The 22803-nt window shown below is 40.3% G+C and carries 18 protein-coding genes; 10 read left to right on the top strand and 8 right to left on the bottom strand.

The features are described from left to right. The first annotated feature begins 9 nt into the window (after window positions 1-9). Window positions 10-930 carry a GGDEF domain-containing protein gene (locus tag AOR04_RS12705; protein WP_096793547.1) on the top strand — a complete coding sequence of 307 codons (921 nt, stop codon included), beginning with the start codon at window positions 10-12 and terminating at the stop codon, window positions 928-930. Continuing rightward, a complete protein-coding gene (locus AOR04_RS12700) occupies window positions 914-1915 on the top strand; it encodes a helix-turn-helix transcriptional regulator (RefSeq protein WP_096793546.1) in 1002 nt (333 codons plus the stop codon). Before AOR04_RS12705 ends, AOR04_RS12700 begins: the two co-directional genes overlap by 17 nt. Before the next feature lies 1 nt (window position 1916). Here AOR04_RS12700 and AOR04_RS12695 read toward each other — a convergent pair whose 3' ends face one another. The 4 genes from AOR04_RS12695 to ettA all read right to left on the bottom strand — a co-directional run bounded on the left by AOR04_RS12695 (window position 1917) and on the right by ettA (window position 5640). Further along, window positions 1917-2420: a TlpA family protein disulfide reductase gene (locus AOR04_RS12695; protein ID WP_096793545.1), complete on the bottom strand. Its 504-nt coding sequence runs from the start codon at window positions 2418-2420 to the stop codon at window positions 1917-1919. Window positions 2421-2482: 62 nt separating this feature from the next. Then, complete coding sequence (locus AOR04_RS12690; protein ID WP_096793544.1) at window positions 2483-3391, bottom strand: histone deacetylase family protein; 909 nt, start codon at window positions 3389-3391, stop codon at window positions 2483-2485. 53 nt (window positions 3392-3444) lie between these two features. Then, entirely contained in the window at window positions 3445-3813 is a 369-nt protein-coding gene (locus tag AOR04_RS12685; protein ID WP_007581201.1) for a PilZ domain-containing protein, read from the bottom strand. A gap of 153 nt (window positions 3814-3966) precedes the next feature. Further along, the gene (gene ettA / locus AOR04_RS12680; RefSeq protein ID WP_096793543.1) at window positions 3967-5640 is read right to left on the bottom strand and encodes an energy-dependent translational throttle protein EttA; all 1674 of its coding nucleotides are present in this window, start codon (window positions 5638-5640) and stop codon (window positions 3967-3969) included. Between the two features lie 220 nt (window positions 5641-5860). Between ettA and metA the strand changes: the two genes are divergently transcribed. Genes metA through metH form a run of 3 tightly spaced genes read left to right on the top strand, consistent with a single transcriptional unit; the run spans window position 5861 to window position 10511 of the window. Further along, window positions 5861-6808, top strand: coding sequence for a homoserine O-acetyltransferase MetA (gene metA, locus AOR04_RS12675; RefSeq protein WP_002958117.1), 948 nt, complete (start codon window positions 5861-5863; stop codon window positions 6806-6808). After that, on the top strand, window positions 6798-7871 hold the full coding sequence (locus tag AOR04_RS12670; protein WP_008133982.1) for a homocysteine S-methyltransferase family protein: 1074 nt from the start codon (window positions 6798-6800) through the stop codon (window positions 7869-7871). The genes metA and AOR04_RS12670 overlap by 11 nt, the downstream gene beginning before the upstream one ends. Window positions 7872-7880: 9 nt before the next feature. Beyond that, window positions 7881-10511, top strand: coding sequence for a methionine synthase (metH, locus tag AOR04_RS12665; RefSeq protein ID WP_096793542.1), 2631 nt, complete (start codon window positions 7881-7883; stop codon window positions 10509-10511). A 108-nt stretch (window positions 10512-10619) separates the two neighbouring features. Here metH and AOR04_RS12660 read toward each other — a convergent pair whose 3' ends face one another. Further along, entirely contained in the window at window positions 10620-13436 is a 2817-nt protein-coding gene (locus tag AOR04_RS12660) for a COR domain-containing protein (protein ID WP_096793541.1), read from the bottom strand. Between the two features lie 619 nt (window positions 13437-14055). After that, on the bottom strand, window positions 14056-14514 hold the full coding sequence (locus AOR04_RS12655; RefSeq protein ID WP_096793540.1) for an efflux RND transporter periplasmic adaptor subunit: 459 nt from the start codon (window positions 14512-14514) through the stop codon (window positions 14056-14058). A gap of 553 nt (window positions 14515-15067) precedes the next feature. On the opposite strand from AOR04_RS12655, the gene AOR04_RS12650 reads away from it, so the two are divergent. Continuing rightward, window positions 15068-15205 carry a hypothetical protein gene (locus AOR04_RS12650; RefSeq protein ID WP_198403029.1) on the top strand — a complete coding sequence of 46 codons (138 nt, stop codon included), beginning with the start codon at window positions 15068-15070 and terminating at the stop codon, window positions 15203-15205. A gap of 157 nt (window positions 15206-15362) precedes the next feature. Here AOR04_RS12650 and AOR04_RS12645 read toward each other — a convergent pair whose 3' ends face one another. Then, on the bottom strand, window positions 15363-15995 hold the full coding sequence (locus tag AOR04_RS12645; RefSeq protein WP_007376162.1) for an RpiB/LacA/LacB family sugar-phosphate isomerase: 633 nt from the start codon (window positions 15993-15995) through the stop codon (window positions 15363-15365). Between the two features lie 414 nt (window positions 15996-16409). On the opposite strand from AOR04_RS12645, the gene AOR04_RS12640 reads away from it, so the two are divergent. Continuing rightward, window positions 16410-16907 carry a (2Fe-2S)-binding protein gene (locus tag AOR04_RS12640; RefSeq protein ID WP_096793539.1) on the top strand — a complete coding sequence of 166 codons (498 nt, stop codon included), beginning with the start codon at window positions 16410-16412 and terminating at the stop codon, window positions 16905-16907. Continuing rightward, on the top strand, window positions 16904-19165 hold the full coding sequence (locus AOR04_RS12635; protein ID WP_096793538.1) for a xanthine dehydrogenase family protein molybdopterin-binding subunit: 2262 nt from the start codon (window positions 16904-16906) through the stop codon (window positions 19163-19165). Before AOR04_RS12640 ends, AOR04_RS12635 begins: the two co-directional genes overlap by 4 nt. Before the next feature lie 61 nt (window positions 19166-19226). Here the strand turns inward: AOR04_RS12635 and AOR04_RS12630 are convergent, their stop codons facing one another. After that, window positions 19227-19424: a CsbD family protein gene (locus AOR04_RS12630; protein ID WP_008132353.1), complete on the bottom strand. Its 198-nt coding sequence runs from the start codon at window positions 19422-19424 to the stop codon at window positions 19227-19229. Between the two features lie 285 nt (window positions 19425-19709). Here AOR04_RS12630 and hrpB point away from each other — a divergent pair, with 285 nt between their 5' ends. Then, the gene (gene hrpB, locus AOR04_RS12625) at window positions 19710-22136 is read left to right on the top strand and encodes an ATP-dependent helicase HrpB (RefSeq protein WP_096793537.1); all 2427 of its coding nucleotides are present in this window, start codon (window positions 19710-19712) and stop codon (window positions 22134-22136) included. A gap of 91 nt (window positions 22137-22227) precedes the next feature. Continuing rightward, window positions 22228-22692, top strand: coding sequence for a nuclear transport factor 2 family protein (locus tag AOR04_RS12620; protein ID WP_096793536.1), 465 nt, complete (start codon window positions 22228-22230; stop codon window positions 22690-22692). Window positions 22693-22803 lie beyond the last annotated feature (111 nt).

Raw genomic sequence — 22803 nt, 5'->3', positions numbered from 1 at the left:
ATATAATTAATGCGATTTAACCCATTTACCAGCCACCGATTATTAGTTAATTGTATTATTGCGATGTTTTTCAGTGCCTGCTTTTTAAGCGCTTACCTAGGTGTACTTAAAACGTATGCTGATATTCAATGGCTAGATATTATGGGCGAGGGCGGTATTGTACTCATGGCTCTGGTATGGATCACGGTGTTATTAATTTCAAGGCCCCCTAGTAAAGTAACAACTTATTTAGTGATTGGCGTAGGGTTGTTTATGTTCTCAGCTACTTTAGATTTACTCGATGAGTGGTTAATGCACCCAGCACACAAATGGCTAAGTTGGATTGAGTCATTACCAGCCCCTGTAGGCATGCTACTAACTAGCTTGGGGTTGTATTATTGGCATCAAGAGCAATATGTATTAAATCGCCAATTACGCCGCCGTGAAGCTAACTTGCGTGAACACAGTAAAGTTTGTTCTGTAACAGGGCTTTATAAAGCGCAGTACTTAGATTTAGCCATTAAAAATCAGCTTTTAAGCACACAGCCTTTGTGGCTCGGTGCTATTGATATACGCGACTTCTCGCATTTTAATAGCGAATTTGGTTTTAAAGAAGGCGATAGGTTACTGCGTGAGGTGAGCGAGTTATTGCTAATGAACTGCCGGCTAAGTGATGTTGTGTGCAGGTATGCAGGAGACTGCTTTATGGTGTTAATGCCAGAAACCACAGAACAACAAGCAAAAGAGCTTATGATGCAAATTAAAGGGGCATTGAGGTATTGCGCATTTAAAGTGGAAGGCTCAAAAAAAGCAAAGTTTCAGCATGTAACAACGGCTTTAATTCAAGGTCATGAACGTAATTACACAGGTACATTAACAAGCCAATTGCATAGCCAGTTACAACAAAAAAAGCACCAACAAAAAGTAGCGCAACGTGCACACCTTTGTTAATCAAGATGATAAGTTTGTAAGTGCACAAGGGCTTATAATTGCGATTGTTGAATTAACACAAAGTCGAGGTATTGAACTGCATAAACTACTGCGTGGTACGGGAATATTTGAGCAAGATTTATTTAACTTTCAACATGCGTTTAGTTTATCTCAGCAGGTGCGTTTACTAGCACAATTTAAACTGTTAATGAAAAGTACCGACAGTGGTTTTTTACTTGGTAGCCAGCTAATAAATGATACGCGAGTTGAAGTACAAGCGCTTATTTACAGTGCTGATTTAGGGCAAGTACTAAAGCAATTAGCGCATTTAAGAATGCAGTTAGCGCCTTTATTATTTAGCCAAACATACATTAAAAGCGAGCAGTATTATATTTATTTACAACCTGCTCATGGACTCAATGAAGAGCTGCACCACTACGTATTAGAAATATACAGCACCGCTTTTTATAGTTTACTCAAACGAGTAAGCGAAAGTTACCCGCATTGTCAGTTTGACTTTGCTTTTAAGCGCCCTCGGCATATTCAAGAGTACGAACAAAATTTAGGGCTAAAGATAAGTTTTGATAGGCCATGTACTCGCTGGGTATTAAATAAAGCCATGTTAAGGGCTAAGAACCCGTGCGCTAGTCAATTACGATTTATGCAAGCGCAGTCTCAATTACATAATAAAAATTTAGTTAGCATGACTTTTATTGAAGCCGTTTGTAGGTATTTATACTCTCACCCAAGTGCTAATTTAGAGTGTACCGCAAAGCACTTTGCTATGAGTTCAGCTACATTTAAACGAAAACTGAAAATTAACGGAGTAGGCTTTTCAGCGCTAATTGACGAGCAAAACAAACACAAAGCAATTTACCTACTTACCTTACGTGCTAAATGTAATGAACAAGTTGCTGAGCGTCTAGCATTTTATGACATCCCAAATTTTCGGCGTGCTTTTAAGCGTTGGACGGGTTTAACGCCAAGTCAGCTAAAAACGCAGTAAATTACTCTGTTTTTAGCTCCATAGAGTGAAGTAACGTACGTGCATTTAAATGCAAGTTTGCATCTTCTGGATTTGAGGTGTTAGTGAGCCAAATCACATCGCCCTGTTTATTAATAAATAACGTAGTAGGCGTACCTCTGATCCCTAACTGTTTAGCTATCGCATCAGCCTTTATTGCTGTTTTAAAAGTATAACCTCTGTCGCTAAGAGCTTTGGCGGGAGCAGCATCTTCATCTTCTTTAAAACTAACTGCAATGACCTTTAAGCCCATATCATCAATTTTTTGAAGTGCCGGTTGCAGCTTTTTACAGTATGGGCACCAAGTGGCCCAAAAATGTAAAACATAAGGCTGGCCTAGTAAATCGTGGGTATTAATTATAGAACCGTCGGCCATTTGTAAATTTAATGTAGGTAATTTAGGGTGGGTGGTATTTGTTATTTCCTGTTGCGCATGCGCTGTAAAGCTTAACAAAGTGAGTGTGATGGCGATAAATAGCTGTTTCATAGTATTTTCGTTTTTATTATATGTATTAAATAAGAACGAGAATTTAACATTTTTATTTCACACTAAAAGCGAGCGGCTTGCTCAACAACAATAGCGTGGCGTTTAGCGAGGCGAAGATGGTCTTTATCATAACCTCCACCTATTACTGTCGCCACTGGTGTGTTGTGTTCAAGGCAGCGTTTTAACACTAAATGGTCGCGTTTAATTATACCATCCCAGCTAATATCTAATTTACCCAAACCATCGCCTTGCCAAATATCAACGCCAGCATCATAAAGTACCAAGCTTGGGTTTAGCTCTTTAAGTAAATAACTCAAGGTGTCGTCAACTACGGCAAGGTATTCGTCGTCTTTCATATTATCTGCTAAGCCAAAATCTAAATCGCTAGCGGATTTTCTAAAGGGGAAGTTTTTTTCACAATGGATAGAACAAGTATAAGCGTATGCCTGATGCTGTAACATGGCCGCAGTGCCATCACCTTGGTGCACGTCTAAATCAAAAATAAGTACGTTAGTTACTTCACCCGATTCAATTAAAGTTTGCGTGGTAAAGGCAAGGTCGTTAACCATGCAGTAGCCTGAGCCAAAATCGGTATGTGCGTGGTGTGTCCCACCAGCAAGGTGACATGCTATGCCATGTTTTAGCGCTAAACGAGCCGTTTGTAATGTGCCTTGAGGGGCTGTAAATGTGCGCGCCATGAGCTCTTTTGACCAAGGTAGGCCAATGCGGCGCATGGCTTTTTCATCTAAGCGGTTGTTCCACAAATCGTGTATGTAATTTTCGCAGTGTATTAGCTCAAGTGGCGCTGGCGTGCCTAATATTGGCTCAACGAGGTTATCGCCAATCAAACCCAGCTCTTCAACATGCTGATATAAATGTGCAAACTTACTCATTGCAAAACGATGCTTTGGATCAAAGCTAAACGAATAGTTAGGATGATACACCAAAGGTAAATGTGGATTTAAAGTCATGTATTCACACGTTGAAAAATTTGCCCTATGGTAATCAACTAATCCTAATGAGTCTATTCTTGTGTGTCGTGAATCAACATGGCGAGTTCGCGATGTAATAGTTCGTCATCAGCTAAGTTTAGCTCTATTAAACGCTTTAAATAAGTAATGCTGTCTATATCAATATGGTGGCATTTTAAACCAATATGATCCGCTTCTATATGGCACACCACAACCTCCATTTTTATTTCTATTTCGCTTTGAGGCAGCGAAAAACGCAGAACAGCTTGGCTATTTTGGTTGCCAATAAAAGCATCACATTTAGTGATTAATGCGCCATGTAAAGATACATCAAGTAACTTACATGGGTATTGGTGATCATTAAAAATTACTTGTGCATCGGTTGAAAATAAAACACGAGAAAACTGACGACGATTTTGCATAACCTAATTTAGCCTTACTGTTTTTATAATAAATTAAGCATAGCGGGTAATTCTCTACATGCTAGCAAGATGTGCTCCTGTAATGCTGGTGGCATAAAAAAGCCCTGCAAAGTGCAGGGCTTAAGTTATACAAACATAAAATTAACCAATATTTTAGCCAATTTTTTTGTATTTAATACGTTTAGGTTGAGTTGCCTCAGCGCCTAGGGTCTTTTTAAGCCACTCTTCATATTCAGTGTAGTTACCATCAAAGAAGTTAATTTGACCTTCATCACGGTAATCTAAAATATGTGTAGCAATACGGTCAAGGAACCAACGGTCATGCGAGATACACATTACACAACCTGGGAACTCTAAAATAGCGTTCTCCAGTGCACGTAGTGTTTCAACGTCCAAGTCATTGGTTGGCTCATCGAGTAGTAACACATTGCCGCCAGCTTTTAATAACTTAGCAAGGTGTAAACGGTTACGCTCACCACCTGATAGGTCTTTAACAAACTTTTGCTGATCGTTACCTTTAAAGTTAAAGCGACTTACATATGCTCGGCTTGGGAACTCAAAGTTACCAATTTTCAGTACGTCTTGTCCGTCTGATATTTCTTGAAAAACAGTTTTGCTTTCGTCCATACCGTCGCGGAACTGATCAACAGTCGCAAGGTGTACTGTTTCGCCAACGCTGATGCTACCGCTGTCTTGCGTTTGCTCACCGCTTATCATTTTAAATAACGTTGATTTACCCGCGCCATTCGCGCCAATAATGCCCACAATGGCACCTTTTGGCATGCTAAAGCTTAAGTCATCAATTAAAACGCGATCGCCAAAACTCTTACGAAGATTAGTTACTTCAAGTACTTGGTCACCTAAACGCGGACCAGGTGGGATAAACATCTCGTTAGTTTCGTTACGTTTTTGGTAATCAGACTGCTGCATTTCAGTAAACTGAGCCATACGTGCTTTTGACTTAGCTTGACGACCTTTAGGGTTTGAACGAACCCATTCAAGTTCTTGCGCAATTGATTTTTGACGAGCTTTTTCAGATTTTTGTTCTTGCTGTAAGCGCGCATCTTTTTGTTCAAGCCAAGAAGAGTAGTTACCTTCCCACGGAATACCTTCACCACGGTCAAGCTCTAATATCCAGCCAGCTACATTATCAAGGAAGTAACGGTCATGCGTTACTGCCACAACAGTGCCTTCGTAATCGTGTAAGAAGCGCTCTAACCATGCAACCGACTCAGCATCCAAGTGGTTAGTTGGCTCATCGAGAATAAGCATGTCTGGTTTTTCAAGTAATAATCGACATATAGCAACACGACGACGCTCACCACCTGAAAGGTGCTCAATTTTAGCATCCCATTCTGGTAGGCGAAGTGCATCAGCTGCGCGTTCTAAAACGTTATCGATGTTATGACCATCGTGTGCCTGAATAACCGCTTCAAGCTCGCCTTGCTCTTTTGCAAGTGCGTCAAAGTCAGCACCTTCCATTGCGTACTCGTTATATACTTCGTCAAGACGGCTAAGTGCATGTTTAACTTCGCCAACGGCTTCTTCGACAATTTCGCGCACTGTTTTGCTTTCGTCCAGTACTGGCTCTTGCGGCAAGTAACCAATTTTTGTACCAGGCTGAGGATGTGCTTCACCTTCAAAGTCTTGGTCAACACCGGCCATAATACGTAGTAACGTAGATTTACCAGAACCGTTTAAACCAAGCACACCAATTTTAGCGCCAGGGAAAAAGTGCAACGAAATATCTTTTAAGATAGTGCGCTTAGGTGGCACAACCTTAGATACTCGACTCATCGAGAATATAAATTTATCAGGTAAAACCATGAAAGGAGCCTTCAAATAATAATAAAATTTTCAATGTTGTATTGTAGTGGCTCTCAGGTGAAACAGTCAACGAATGGCGGGTTTAAAGCACTAAAGCATGCTTGTAAGTAAAGTATAAAATCATGAATAAATTTCATTTGGACATCTATACATCTAGAGGTTGATATTTTTTACTTTCAGTTCATAATTAAGCTTCGGTTTTTATGAGCAGGAGTAAAGTATGCCAATTACAGTAAAAGACGAGTTGCCGGCAATTGCACGTTTACGTCAAGAAAACGTATTTGTAATGCCAAAAAGTCGTGCAAAAACGCAAGAAATACGCCCAATGCGTTTGGCTATTTTAAACTTAATGCCTAATAAAGTAGAAACCGAAGTTCAGTTTATTCGCTTACTTGCCAATTCGCCTTTGCAAGTAAACGTAGAACTACTGCGCCTCGACACTCACCGCAGTAGCAGCAATTCAGAAGAGCACCTTGATACCTTTTACCGTTATTTTTCTGAGGTTAAAGACAACAATTACGATGCATTAATAGTAACCGGTGCGCCACTTGCGCATTTAGAATACGACGATGTAGCGTATTGGGATGAGCTAAAAGTCATTATTGATTGGGCTGAGCAACACGTTACCTCTACGTTGTTTTCGTGTTGGGCAGCGCATGCAGCGTTATATCACCGTTACAATTTAAAACGCGATTTAAAAGACGATAAACTGTGTGGCGTATTTACTCACCAGTGTTATTTTGATCACGGTGCACTGACTCGCGGATTCGACGATACCTTTTTGGTACCGCACTCACGCTACGGCCATATTGATATAAATAAGATAAACGCCTGTGAAGAACTCGTTGTACTGGCAGGTTCTGAGCGAGTAGGGGCTTACTTACTTAAAAATAAATCAGGTAGCCAAGTGTTTATAACCGGCCACCCAGAGTACGACGCCGACTCGCTAAAAGCAGAATACGAGCGCGATTGTAAAAAAAGCCCTAATGCACCAAAGCCCGAAAATTACTTTCCGGATGACGATGCAACCAAACAACCTTCAAAAACGTGGCAAAGCCATGCTTTTTTACTTTTTTCGAACTGGTTAAATTACTACGTGTACCAAACCACACCGTATGATATTAATTTAGTTAGCCAAGACGTGAGGACTAACAACTATGCCGAATAACGCGCCTACAAATAATAAGCAAGCCGAAATAAGTGCTGCATTAAAAGAACGCATCTTAATTTTAGATGGCGCTATGGGCACCATGATCCAAGATCATAAGCTAGAAGAAGAAGACTATCGCGCAGAGCGTTTTAAAGACTGGCATGTATTAATTAAAGGCAATAACGATTTATTAAGCCTAACTAAGCCCGACTTAATCACTGATATTCATCGTGGTTTTTTATCAGCGGGCGCCGATATTATTGAAACCAACACGTTTAACTCGACCACTATTTCGATGGAAGATTACGACATGGCAAACCTAAGCCGTGAAATAAACCTAGAGTCGGCTAAATTAGCACGCGCCATTTGTGATGAATTTACGGCTAAAACGCCAGAAAAACCACGCTATGTAGCGGGTGTTTTAGGGCCGACATCTAAAACCTGTTCAATTTCGCCAGACGTAAACGATCCGGGTTACCGAAATGTCACCTTTGATAAGCTGGTTACTGCGTATATTGAATCAACCCTTGCATTAATGGAAGGCGGCGCCGATTTAATACTAATCGAAACTATATTCGACACGCTTAATGCAAAAGCCGCCTCGTTTGGCGTAGAAGAAGCCTTTGAGCAGGCAGGGCGTAAATTACCAGTTATGATTTCGGGGACTATTACCGACGCCTCTGGCCGTACGCTTTCGGGGCAAACAACCGAAGCATTTTATAACTCTATTCGCCATATTAAGCCTATTTCGATAGGTCTAAACTGTGCGCTTGGCCCTGATTTACTGCGCCAATACGTAGAAGAGTTGTCGCGCGTGTGCGAAACCTTTACATCGGTGCACCCTAATGCGGGCTTGCCTAATGAGTTCGGTGAATACGACTTAGAAGCGCCTGAAATGGCAACCGAAATTATCGATTGGGGTAAATCGGGCTTTATTAATATTGTAGGTGGATGTTGTGGCACCACGCCTGCGCATATTCGTGCTTTTGCAAAAGGTCTAGCGGGCGTTAAACCACGCCAACTGCCAGAGCTTGAAGTACGCATGCGTTTATCAGGCCTTGAAGCCTGTAACTTAAATTAAGGAGCCAACATGACCCAACAAATAGCAGTATTTACTAATGTCGGCGAACGTACCAATGTAACCGGTTCTGCCATGTTTAAACGTTTAATCATGGAAGAAGACTTTGAAGCCGCGCTAACAGTGGCCCGCGAACAAGTAGAAAATGGCGCACAGGTTATTGATATAAACATGGACGAAGCCATGTTGGACTCAAAAGCCGCCATGGTTAAGTTTTTAAACTTAATAGCCTCAGAGCCTGATATTTCTCGCGTACCAATTATGGTCGACTCCTCAAAATGGGAAGTAATAGAAGCAGGCTTAAAGTGTATTCAAGGCAAGGCAATTGTTAATTCTATATCGCTAAAAGAGGGCGAAGAGCCATTTATTCGCCAAGCTAAAATAATAAAGCGCTTTGGTGCAGCCGCTGTTGTAATGGCGTTTGATACCGACGGGCAAGCCGACACGGCAGACCGTAAGTTCGCAATATGTGCGCGCAGTTATAAAATATTGGTAGAAGACATTGGCTTTGCGCCAGAAGATATTATATTCGACCCTAATATATTTGCCGTAGCCACCGGTATTGAAGAGCACGACAACTATGCCGTAGAATTTATTGAAGGCACACGCCGCATTAAGCAAAATTTGCCGCACTGTAAAGTGTCGGGCGGTGTATCAAATGTATCGTTTTCGTTTAGGGGTAATAACCCCGTACGTGAAGCCATTCACTCGGTATTTTTATATCATGCTATTCAAGCCGGTATGGACATGGGTATTGTAAATGCGGGGCAACTCGCCGTTTACGATGATATACCAGAAGAACTACGCAAAGCCGTTACCGACGTAATACTTAACACAGACCCATGTGCAGGCGAGCGCTTAGTTGAGCTTGCACCAAAATACTCGGGTATGGCGCAAGCCGAGCGAGTAGAAGATTTAGAGTGGCGCACATGGCCTGTTGCAAAACGCCTTGAGCACGCGCTTGTTAAAGGTATTACTACCTTTATAGATGAAGATACCGAAGAATGCCGCGCCGCAGCAGCTAAACCTATTCACGTAATTGAAGGGCCGTTAATGGACGGCATGAACGTAGTAGGAGATTTATTTGGCGCAGGTAAGATGTTTTTACCACAAGTGGTTAAATCGGCGCGCGTAATGAAGCGAGCTGTAGCCTACCTAGACCCATACATTGAGCTTGAAAAAGAAGAAGGCTCAACTAACGGTAAAATAGTGATGGCGACCGTAAAAGGTGACGTACACGACATAGGTAAAAATATTGTAGGCGTGGTACTACAATGTAATAACTACGAAGTTATTGATTTAGGCGTAATGGTACCTGCCGATAAAATACTGCAAACCGCCATCGACGAAAAAGCCGATATTATTGGTTTATCGGGCTTAATTACCCCATCGCTTGACGAAATGGTACACGTAGCAAAAGAAATGAAACGCCGTGGTTTTGAACTGCCGCTACTCATTGGTGGTGCAACTACCTCTAAAGCGCATACAGCAGTAAAAATTGAGCCGCAATATGACAAAGGCGTTGTGTATGTAAATAACGCCAGCCGTGCGGTGGGTGTGGTTTCGAACTTATTATCGAAAGAGTTTAAACCTGACTTTTTAGCTAAAACACAAGCGGAATATGTAAAAGTACGCGAGCAACAAGCGCGTAAAAAACCACGCTCTAAGCCTGTTACAATCCAGCGCGCACGCGATAACGCAGCAAAGCTTGATTGGGATAACTACACACCCCCAGTGCCTAAAAAGCTGGGCGTGACCGAGTTTAAAAATATATCAATCGCGACTTTACGTAAATACATAGATTGGACGCCATACTTTATGACGTGGTCAATCGCCGGTAAATACCCGCGCATAATGGACGATGAAGTAGTAGGCGAGCAAGCGCAAAGCTTATTTAAAGACGCTAACGATATGTTAGACGACCTTGAAAAAGCAGGCAGTTTGCAACCACTTGGCGTAATAGGTTTATTCCCTGCTAACCGCGTTGGTGATGACATAGAAATATACACCGACGAAACACGCAAAGAAGTATTAACTACTTCGTGCCATTTACGTCAGCAAACCGAAAAAACCGACTTTGCTAATTATTGCCTAGCCGACTACATAGCACCCAAAGGCACGCCTGATTACTTTGGCGCGTTTGCAGTAACGGGCGGCCTAGAAGAAGACGACTTAGCAAATGCGTTTGACGCACAGCAAGACGACTACAATAAAATAATGGTAAAAGCGGTTGCCGATAGGCTCGCTGAAGCGTTTGCAGAATACTTACACGAAAAAGTACGTAAAGAGTATTGGGGTTTTGCACCAGACGAAAACCTAGCAAACGATGAGCTAATACGCGAAAACTACCAAGGTATTCGCCCAGCGCCAGGTTACCCTGCGTGCCCAGAGCACACCGAGAAAAAGAAAATTTGGCAGTTGCTCGATACCGAAAAGCGCATTGGTATACAGCTAACTAGTTCGTACGCCATGTGGCCAGGTGCTGCTGTTTCGGGTTGGTACTTCTCACACCCTGAGGCTAAATACTACGCAGTAGCCGCAGTACAACGCGATCAAGTTGAAGATTATGCTAAACGAACCAATATGACGCTTGAAGAAGCTGAAAGATGGCTATCGCCTAATTTGGGTTATGAGCCGGAATAGAGCTAAGTGGTTAATTAGCTAAGCGGTCAGCTGTTAGTAAAACAGAAACGAGCCCAAAGTGGCTCGTTTTTTGTAGCTTTAAATTATAGGTATTTATGATAGAAATAATTATTTACCCAGTAAAAAACTGGGTACTGTAGGCATCGCACATAGCTCTGCAACTTTATTGTATTTGCTTGCTAAAGATTGCAGTTTCTTTATACCTTCCCCCGTCTTATCTAATAGCTCACCAGTTTTATTTGTTTTATTTAATGCATCTTCAAGGAAGTTTTTAACCCTAGAAAAATTATCAGACTTATTTGATGCTTCCTCTTTATTTTCAATATCCTCAATTTCATCTAGAGGTGCAGAAAGTCTTTCCATTTCTTTTTGAGAGCGTTTTAAGAGTTTAGCTGTGTCATTATTTGAAATTACATCCTCATCTTCTACTAAATCTTCGAATAGGTCTTGGCTCCAGCTTTTCATATCACTACTAAAATCCTTTAGCTGGATGTTTATACTAATATTTGATGTCAAGGTAGAACTTTGTTCATTATGTTGAGATGCGGTATTTGTTATTACAGGGTTTGCAGTCTGATTTTGTGTAATATTCACGGTAAGCCTCTCTTCTAAATCTTTATAACTTTGATGTCTACTTTCAGGCTTCTCAATGCCATCCAATATTTTTGCAACTGAATAATCAATATTTAATATATGGTCATACTGAATATCACTTCCAATACCTGTAAGTAAACGCTGCTCAATTTTTATTAATCGTTCGTAAGGAAGGTAACTTTCTTTATTGGTTTCAGTACATCTAAGCGGTAAAAGCTCTTCTAGACCAATGTTTTCAGTTTTATAACTTGAATGTATTTCAGAAAAATAGCTACGTAATACAGCTAAAAAGCTACGTCTCTCGGCTCCATCTACTTTGATTTTTATTATTCGGTCTTCTTTATCTTGAGTAATTAGCGCGGAAGATTTAAATGCTTTGTGTTTCAAAAGAACGCCGTATCTCCAGCACTTTTTAGGTATTTGATAGATGTGACTTTTAACTATAAAGCGCGCCATTAATTCTGGAGGCATATAGTCATTGTATTTATAAATAAATTCAATACCATCATCTACAGTCGGGTTTCTAGTCAGTTCTGTAGGTAATAAATCTGGAACCAAGAATTTTTTGTCATTTCGTTTAGTGTCTATACTGTAGCAAAGTTCGAACTGTTCCATCACTTGCATTAGATAAACAGACTTTCCTCTATATCTGGAAAAGTCTAGCTTTTCCTCAAGTATTTTTTCAGCTTCAGCGATAGTTATAACACCGTCATTTTTAGCTAGCTCATCTGAATTTAAAAGAGTGTAAATCCCTTCCGTGATCCAAGTCGGATTCAGGACTTGAGTTTGTAACTCTTGCAACTCTTTAAAATGAATTATGTGGCCTAAATCGTTTAAAAGTGTTAGAAGAATATTTTGTACTTGATGATCTTCAATCGAATGTTTTGTACATATTTTGGTAAAATCTTGGTGAGATATATGGTCAGACTCTTTTTTTAATTCTCCCAAATCGTCTTTTATTGCAAGCCAGTTTTTAGCTAATACAAAATTTCTCATTTCAAGCTTAGCGACTTCTTCTTTTATAGTATTTTTGAGCTTGGCTATACCAGTGCCTGATTTACATGACGCTTTATAAAAACCAAGAATATTAGGGTACTTTTCTTTTAAATGCTGTCTTCGAATGTTGTCATCATAATGGTCGTCAATTTTATTCAAAACAATGAGAATGGGGGAGTTTTTGCTTACAGCTAAGACTTGTTTCAGCCAATGCTCAGGGTTCTCATCTTTTCTTCCATCTAATACTATGACGTAAATACTTCTCTCAGAAAGGAATAACTGATGAGTCGCTCTCATTATTTCTTGCCCACCAAAATCCCAGCAGTGAAGAGTTATTTCTTCTTTATCTACATTTATTTTCCATGGAGTAATTGAAATACCATCCGTTTTGTCCTCTCTAGGGTTAAATTCATTTTTGGTAAAGCGATTTATGAGTGATGTTTTACCGGCTGCACCTTCACCGACTAGAACCAACTTAGCTTCGTTTAATTTTGATGTTTCCCCTTGTAATGACTGATAATACTTTTTCATTACTAGGTTTCCTTGCTTCACTATTTCTATTGGTGGAATAGTCAGGTTATTTCCGTAAAAGTTAGCTAATTTATCTTCATTGGTGAAGTCTAGGAAGTGAAAATCTATGCGTTGGTCCAAATGAACTTCGTAATTTAGATCTATAAAGCTTTCTGGAATTCTTTTTATATTACAATCCGCCAAATTTAACTTAGCTAAATTTGGAAAACCATTACTAAACAACTCTAGATTATTTATCTTGCTGCCAGATAAGTTTAGCTCTTTTAGATTTTTCAGCTCTTTGATGGGAAACAAAACGGATTCATCTTCGACGGTAACACTCATTTTCTCTAGGTTAGTTAGATCTTTTAAGGGGACTAAGTTTGATTGAAAGGAAGAGTTTAATTCTAATGTGTTTAAGAGTTTTAGCTTTCCTAGATCATTTAAGTGAACTTCATTGTTTGTAATAATAAAAATTTCTTCTAAGGATGTGAGATGAGATAAATATTCTACAGTAGCTAATTTATCTACTATAAGAACAAATCTTTTTATGTGGTTCAGCTTAATAGTTTTAAGAAAATCAAAATTAAAATCATCCTCACCTTCATGGACATAAGAAAATATACATATGTATATAATTTCTCCATCCTTATCTACATAATAATTAGTACCCTGTTGAAAGGAACCATTTTTTTTTGATTGTTTTGCTTCAGTTCTCCCTTGACTTGTGAGAGCTTCATTTATTTTATCAATTACTTTAGCATTGTACTCGTTAAGGGTGTACAACTCCTGAGTAGAGTCAATATTGTTGGAGTGATTATTCATTTTAGTCCCTTAAATTCATGATATTGATTTTCTATAGGTATCGTTTTCAAGTAGATATAGGTTAACTGATTTAAGAAATTAATTAAATTTTATTAGTAGGATAAAAATCAGTTTTACGCTTTCTGTAAAAAGTGAACTTTAATAAAGGTTATAAATGAAGTTTATAGACTACATTTGAGCGGAAAAGCCAAAAGGGTCACCCATTAGAAAGTTCCGGTCAAGCAGGCAGCTGTGTTTCCTTGATCTTTTTATTCAAAAACCAAGTGTTCTTATTATTTAAACTCAATTTAAATATGACTACGCACCTAGTAATGACGTCGATTGGTGTGAATATGCACCAGTCACCCATATGAATTTAGGCAGTTTAATTAAGCATTATTGATGATTAATTAAGGCCATTGGCTTTCGCCTCAGTCATCGTTTAGTACCATGTCAGTCCAGTTTATGGCTGTGTTTACACACTGCGCTGTAACAAGTCTGTGGTTTATGCTTACACATAACCAACCCTTTGTGGCTCAAACATTGGGCATATCCAGTATTTAAAATATGAGCGGTTAACGTGCAGGCTCAATCAAATCTAATGGTTTTACCAACCCCATTACTAGCTCAACACGTTAACCTAATTTGTATCAAATTGTGTATCGGCCAATTTATTCAGGTTTATCATATTCTCTTTTTGATGCTCAAGTTGCAGTTGTTTTAATGCGACCTTCGCGCTATTTTTGACCTGTTTCGCTTGTAATACTGCCTGATCTATCTCCGGGTTAGACATGCGTAAAATAACACTATCCGGTTTTACCGTCGCGCCAGGCTTCAACAGGACTTCTTCCACTACAGCTGAAAAGGGTACCGTGATTAGGCGTTTTCTTTCAGATTCCAGCACGCCAAATCCTTTGACTTCTAAAGGTAAATCACCTCTCTTTACCTCAGCAATAGAAAGCGATGACGAATCTACTTTGTGATTTTGGCTCGATTGAAATTTGAATACTATCCAGATTACTAAGAAAATTAAAACGGCTACTAACAGGTAACGGCGATTTACCGTCTTCTTGCTTGATGTGTCACGCTTTATGTCCATGTGAACTCTCTTTTTATAAAAATACTTAGCATGGATTAGCAATAAATCTGCCAACATTTAAGTTGTTGATTTTGCAATTTAAAACTGTTTTTAGATTGTTGTTCTATATTTAATTCTCGAAATCGTAAATTTTTTATTTGTGATTTCGAGAAAAACATATATGTAGCGGGCAAGATACCGTATTTTTTCGGATTGCATAATTTTTTGCATGAATACGCTTTACGTTGATACCAATCTGCTTAATTAAGTGAGCTATTTTGAGGTAAGAAAATCGTGTCGATAACACGGCAAAAATTTCGTTATTTAGTTGTTATCACTAATTGCTCCTGCATTGCTCTACTTCTTGCATCCGTGCAGTCGTATATCAGAAATTTTTGACACAGTTAGCGTCAGGTTTAAGCCCTCAAATTGAATCGAGTATTACTGCGGATTAGTATTAGTCATATTTCACTTGTGTGAGTTTAGTTTACTTTACTTACAGAGGTGTCCAAAATTATTGGATCAGAGCAATACGGTGTGGGGTATTAATAAAAGAGCAAAGGATAAGCCTGATATGGTTTTATTTAACGGCGATGTAACGGTTAGTGGCGCTGGCGGTAATCACCATTATACGTTTAAAAATGGGCGTTATAGTTACATACTACATGTAACCATTATTGGCTGCTATTACCTCACTGCAGGTTGGCTTTAGGTCTTAAAGACGTGAGTAGTTGTTATCCCAAGATGATGCAGAAGCTGCTATTAGAGGTATGTAACCTGAACTCTGGATAATAAATCTAAATATCATTATGGTTCAATATATTAGTAAATCTCTTAACCAGAGCTCAGGCTATGTGACAATTTTATTATTAAGCTCTAGCTTTAACAAATGCTGCTATTGCTTCGTCTTTACAATGCTTAAAGAAACAATCTTGAAACCGTGAGCCGCCAATAGCTTGTTTAATAAGGTCGGGGTCTATCGATTCAAGTGCCTTGAGATAATCTTTAGCTATATCTACTTTTAATTGACTTAAAATACCAGCGTTAGTCACTTGAGATTCTTTACGATCAGCTGGATAACCTTGACCTTTTTCACCTGTAAATGCTTTTTCGAAAATGTATTTTATATTTAGCTCAGCACCCCACCCAAAACCTTTTGCATACGGTAAAGCCAGTGCATTACCATTGTTTATTTGTGCAAATAGATATGCATCAGAAGGGTCAATACAATAACCACATGCAACACCCGGAAAAGCATTGCTAGCCATAAGTGCACCTTGGCCTGTGCCACAACCTGTTACAACAAAGTCCACAGCTTTAGAGTTAAGCAATAGACTGGCGATAATTCCTAGGTGGATATATGTTAATCTATGGTCGTTGTCACCATCCATGCCAACATTAAATACCTGATGATCTTGGGCTTTGGCCACAGTATTAAGTTGCTCAAGTACAATAGGGTTTTTTGCTGCTTGACTAAATTCATTCATTAATGCGATTTTCATAGATTTTACCAAATTAATTAATATTAAATTTATTCTACATTCAATTGCCACCGGTGGCAATTATGGGTTGTCAGAACAGTAATTTATCCATTATAAAGTTTTGGATAGCTACAGTGATGCACTACTTTAGTTAAAATGCTTATAAATTAATAACCTTTCTCAACTCATTTACTTTTCTTGGTTTAGCGTATTGTTGCTCAATTTTACCAACAAGCTGTTTACGGCTACCTAAATTTTATCTAAATTGTGGTTAGTTGGTTGTCCTATTTTTACTAACGTTCTAATAATTAGTATTTTTATAAAACAGATCTAAGTGGTAGGCTAAAAGTAGTAAGTATAAAATAGTAAGTAATTAAAAATAGTTCTCGCGCGACAAGGAACCCTCCTGTAAAGCGCTTTGCCAAGGAGTTTAGTATGATCACGCTTACCATTAATGGTAAAAAACATGAGTTTTCTGGCGATCCGTCAACGCCAGTATTATGGTATCTCCGAGACGAATTGAATTTAACCGGCCCTAAATTTGGCTGTGGTATGGCTCAGTGCGGTGCGTGTACTGTGCATATTGATGGGGTAGCTCAGCGCTCGTGTGTATTACCTGTAGCGGCAGTAGCGGGTCTTTCAATTACTACAATTGAAGGGCTAAGTGAAGATGGCGACCATCCAGTGCAACAAGCATGGGTTGAGCATAAAGTACCGCAATGTGGCTTTTGTCAGTGCGGCCAAATGATGCAAGCGGCGAGTTTATTAGCTGCCAATCCAAACCCAACCGATGATGAAATAGTAAGTAACATGTCGGGAAACATTTGCCGTTGTGGTACATATCCGCGCATTCATAAAGCAATTAAATCAGCCGCTAAAACTATTGCGGGCGTGCAGTATTTTGACCCAAATGAGCAAGGGGAAGAAGTATGAGCCAAGATAATAAATACTTTGATTTAAACCGCCGTCAATTTTTAAAAACCAGTGCAATAGGTGCGTTAGTACTCGGTACTTATTTTGTAGGCCGTGCGCCAAGAGCATTTGCGGGTGTGTTAGAACAGCCATCTGAGCTTGCAAAACGCGCAAACTTATTTATTGCACTGCGCCCTGACGGCATGGTTGAAATAACGTGTCATCGCTCTGAAATGGGTCAACAAATTCGCACCGCGATTGCACAAATAGTTGCCGATGAAATGGAAGCCGCGTGGGATAAGGTTATTGTTATTCAGGGGAAGGGCGACCCTAAATACGGCGATCAAAATACCGATGGCTCGCGCAGTATCCGCTACAACATGCAGCGCCTGCGTGAAATGGGCGCAAGTGTGCGTTACATGATGCAGCATGCTGCTGCTAAGTATTGGAAAGTTGAGCCACAAACCTGTACTGCTAATCAACACGTTGTTACACACAGCTCAGGTAAATCGCTTACTTATAAAGATTTAATCGACCTAGCGCTTACAATAACGCCACCAGAAGCTGACAAACTAACACTTAAAACACGCAAAGAATGGCGCTATATTAATACCGGCATGGCGCACATAGATTTAGCCGACTTAGTAACAGGCAAAGCTATATTTGCAGCCGATGTACGCGAACCACAAGCGCTGGTGGCTATAATTGAACGCCCGCCGGTAGTGGGCGGTGTTGTTAAGTCATTTGATGCCAGTGCTACAAAAGCGATAAACGGCGTTATAGATGTTATTGAAATACCTGCACCAAAAGGCGCACCGCAGTTTCAGCCAAAAGGTGGCATTGCGATTATAGCTAAAAACACATGGGCTGCATGGCAAGGGCGTAAAGCATTAAAAGTCGTGTGGGATGATGGCAAAAATGGGGATTACAATTCAAAAGAATTTAAAAAGTCATTATTAAAAACAGTACAAACTCCACAGGCAAACATACGTGATAAAGGCGATGCTATGGGCGTGTTGGCTAAATCGAGCAATAAATTGGTAGCTGATTATTACGCGCCGCACCTTGCTCAAGCCCCAATGGAGCCGCCTTGTGCAACGGCTATGTACAACAAAGACAGTATTGATATATGGGCTGCTACGCAAAATCCACAAGCCGATATGAAAACAGTGGCTGCAATGCTTGGCATGGATGAGAGCAAAATTAATGTTCACGTTACTATGCTCGGCGGCGGTTTTGGGCGTAAGTCAAAACCTGACTTTTCAGCAGAAGCAGCTTATCTTTCAATGAAAGTAGGCAAACCCATTCGTGTGCAGTGGACGCGTGAAGACGACATACAACATGGCTTTTACCATGCAGTTTCAGCTCAGCACATTGAAGCATCGCTAGATAAAAATGGCGCTATAGAATCGTATTTGCACCGCACCGCATTTTCACCAATTACCTCTACCTTTTCAGAAGGGGCGACTACGCCAGGGAGCTTTGAACTGCGCTTAGGGTTTACCGATAACCCAATTAACACACCTAACATGAAGTTAGAAAACGGTGATGCGCAAGCCAAAGCACGAATTGGTTGGATGCGTTCTGTATCAAATATTTTTCATGCCTTTGCTATTCAGTCATTTATTGGCGAAGCGGCGCACAAAGCTGGCCGTGACCAAAAAGACTATTTACTAGACACTATAGGTCCGAGTCGTATTGTTGATGTAACAGAGCAAAATGCTACATACGATAATTACGGTGGCGATAAAGCGGTTTATCCGTTAGATATTGGCAGGCTGCGCCATGTTATTGAAAAAGTAGCTGACATGAGTAAATGGGGTCGAGAACTTCCTAAAGGACGAGGTTTAGGTATAGCAGCTCATAGAAGCTTTTTAACTTACGTAGCGACGGTAGTTGAAGTAGAAGTATCGGATGCTGGTGATTTAAAAGTAATTAAATCGTGGGTGGCTATTGATGCGGGTACGGTTGTAAACACCGACACCGTTAAAAATCAAACCCAAGGTGGCTCTATTTATGGGATTACAGCTGCAATCAGCGATGGTATTACTTTTGATAAAGGCCGCGTACAGCAAAGTAACTTTCATGATTATCGCGTACCGCGTATGAGCGACTCACCTCTTGAGATTGAAGTTGAAATTGTACAAAGTGATGCACCACCAGCAGGGGTAGGCGAGCCATCTACACCAGTTTATGCGCCAGCATTGTGTAACGCTATTTTTGCAGCGTGCGGAAAGCGCATTAGGCAGTTACCAATAGGTGACCAGTTAAAAGCGTAGCTAAATAACTACAGCTTAAACAAAAAAACCGCCATTCGGCGGTTTTTTTAGAAGTTAGCGATTAGTGAGTTTTTTCAAACTCATCAACTTCACGCTCTGCTTCTTCTTTAGATTTACCATACTGCTGTTGGATTTTACCAACTAGCTCTGTACGGCTACCTTCAATTTTGTCTAAATCGTCGTTGGTAAGATCGCCCCATTTTTGTTGAGCCTTACCTTTAAGTTCGTTCCAATTACCTTTCATACGATCGCTGTTCATAAGTTTCTCCTTACTTAGATTTAATTAACGTTCAGTATAAAAGGAGCAAGGCGTGTACCAATAAGTTAAATTTTTATTTTGCATTTATAATCATGGTGTTATGTTTTTATTGAGGCAGTAATGATTAATGTTGTGAAAACATCCTTAAAAAATGTACAGAGCGGTCTGTAATTATTTCTGATTATGTAACCCTTTATTAAATCCCTTATAACCACATAGCTTTAGCGGCGCGTTTATTTTTGGTTTTTGTTACAATGCACGCAAAGCAATTTTGGGTAAATAGCAGTGCTGCCGGTTCAAGACATATATCAACAACTCGTTACTACATTACAAAGTAATCCTATTACGTTATTACAAGCGCCGCCTGGTGCGGGTAAATCTACGTGGTTGCCGCTGCAGCTTATGCGCGATGGGCATTTTAAACGTATTGTAATGCTAGAGCCTCGCCGAATAGCTGCACGTAATATTGCCAGCTACCTAGCAAAGTGCCAAAACGAGAGTGTTGGGCAAAGTGTGGGCTTGCGGATTAGAGGCGAGAGTAAAGTAAGCGCTAATACGCGCCTCGAAATAGTCACCGAAGGCATGCTAACGCGCATACTGCAAAACGACCCCGAATTAAGCGATGTTGATTTACTGATATTTGATGAATTTCATGAACGTTCAATTGCAGCAGATACCTCACTTGCCTTTGCGCTTGAAACCCAAAGTGCGCTACGTGAAGATTTAACCATTATGCTTATGTCGGCAACGCTTGATACAGAGCGTTACACTGCGTTTTTTGACTGCCCTGTAATTCAATCAAGCGGTCGCAGCTATCCAATAGACGAAGTATACATACCCATAAAAGATGAAAGTCGCTGGCTTGATGCAATTCCTAACATAATAAAACAAGCACTTAATGAGCAAACAGGCAGCGCATTGGTATTTTTACCTGGGCAGTTTGAGATACTACGCGTGCAACAAGCACTGAGCGATTTACCCAGTAACTGCCAAGTTACAACGCTATTTGGCGAGCAAGATAAGGCCAATCAGCAAGCTGCTATTGCTCCTGCACCAAACGGCATGCGCAAAGTAGTGCTTACCACTAATGTAGCCGAAACCAGTTTAACTATTGAAGGTATACGCATTGTAATTGACAGCGGCAAGCGCCGTGCAGCCACCTTTAATTTAAAAACAGGGGTTACAGAGCTCACAACACAAAGTATATCACGCTCCTCTGCTGTGCAGCGTGCAGGACGTGCAGGGCGAATAGAGCCTGGTATTGTTTATCGAATTGGCTCAAAGCAAACCTTTGAGCGACGTAATAGCCACGACAATCCCGAAATACTCACATCAGACATAAGCCAGCTTATGCTTGAGGCAAAGCAATGGGGAGCCAGTATTGATGAGCTAACCTTGCTCGATAAGCCCACTGAGCAACAATGCGAGCAAGCAAGTAACCTGCTTAACATGCTAGAAGCTATTGATAGCAAAGGTAAGCTCACACCGCTTGGCAGTAAAATGTTAGGTTTTGGTGCTGATATTCGTTTGGCGCATATGCTATTAAAAGCACAAATACTTGATGACCAACTCTCTGGTATTTTTAGGCTCGCTATTTATTTAGTGGCATTACTTGAGAGCCGAGTAAATAGTGCAAACGAGTTGAGTTTAGCGCTACATAGCCAACAGCAACGTCCGCATCCGGTATTTAAACAACAGTTAAAGTATTGGCAAAGCCGCTTAAAAGTAAAAGACGAAAACAGCGAATTAAATACGCATTATATAAGTTTGCTGGTGGCATTGGCATACCCAGATCGTATTGCTAAAAAACGTGGTAATGGTTATTTACTTGCCAATGGTGCTGGTGCTGAGTTAAATGCCGATTACTGGCACAACGACGATTACTTAGCCATAGCAACCATGGGCGGGCACAAAGGCGGGCGTATATTTGCAGCCACCGCGCTTAACCCATTTGAGTTACAAGAATTTTTACCGCATTTATTTAGTGAACTTACTCGTTGTGAGTTTGATGAAAAATCAGCGCGCTTTATTCATCAAGATGAAGTAAAGCTCGGGGCTATAACGCTCAGCAGCCAGCCTAGTAAACAAAAACTAGATAAGAGCGAGCGTGCTAAAGCGTGGCTTAGCTTATTTGCTAAACACGGTTTTGCTTTATTTAACGAGCAACCTGATGCGCAACAATTGCTGATACGTATGAGCCTAGCAAGTAATTTAATGCCCGATAAATTCCCGCAAATAAACGAGCAACAACTTATTCAAAATGCAGCGCAGTGGCTAGGCGTGTTTTTAGAAGATATTAAAACGCTCACGCAGCTTAAAAAGTTTAACTACTTTGAAGCATTACAAAACTGTTTTGATTGGCAACAACAAACCGCGTTAAAAGCATTGTTACCACTGCGCTTAACGGTACCAAGTGGCTCAAATATAAAAATAGAATACCAGCTTGATGGCCCCGCAAAGCTAAGCGTGCGTATGCAAGAGGTTTACGGCTTGACCAGTACGCCTATGCTTGCCAACGGTAAGCTGTCACTGCTTATGGAGTTGCTATCGCCAGGTAAACGCTCATTGCAACTTACTCAAGATTTAGCCCACTTTTGGGCTAGCAGTTACCGCGATGTGCAAAAGGAAATGAAAGGCCGCTACCCTAAGCACTTTTGGCCAGACGACCCCGCTAATAGCGTTGCAACCAACAGAGTGAAAAGTAAAATGTAGGTGTTAATTCACTTAAAACTGATTTTGTTTGATTATTGAACTTACTAAGGTAATGTACCTATAAAATATTTTTAGCTACAGGGAATAGTCAATGAGGTTACTTTTAGCATTAGGTTTGGCTTTAGTAACTGCTTTTTCGGCGAATGCTGAAAAGCCACTCGACTTAAAAGCGTTTGCGCAGCAGTACTATAAAACAATGTCCGCCACACAAGCACCCAACGCAGGTACTAAAGAGCTTGAGGCTTACCTTGCATTGTTAACCGATGATATTGGCAATCAGCACATTCCGTATCAACCGGATGACTCACGTACTCCTGATGGTAAAAAGCAGATGCGCAAAGGTATGAGTTTTTACTTAGGTGCACACACGTTGTTTGAAAGCACACTGCTTAATACATTTGTGTTTAACGATACAGGCTTTGCTATTCGTTATAAGAATTTTGCAAAAGGTATTCACCCACAAAGTAAGCAGCCAATAGAATACACCTCCACAATGATGGAAGTAATCGAAATTGAAAACGGCAAAGTGGCGATGATCCGCAAATACCATGAATAATACTTAAAGTCTTATAAGCATTTTTATTAATTACTTTTTTGGATGGTAGTTAATCTATGTAAAAGCGTCGTATACAGCTAGATGCAGAGTATCGGCGTGATCTAGGTTTTT

Source organism: Pseudoalteromonas sp. 1_2015MBL_MicDiv, assembly GCF_002407505.1.
In the GTDB taxonomy this organism is placed as follows: Bacteria; Pseudomonadota; Gammaproteobacteria; order Enterobacterales; family Alteromonadaceae; genus Pseudoalteromonas; species Pseudoalteromonas fuliginea.
This window is presented reverse-complemented; position numbering and strand designations above follow the sequence as displayed.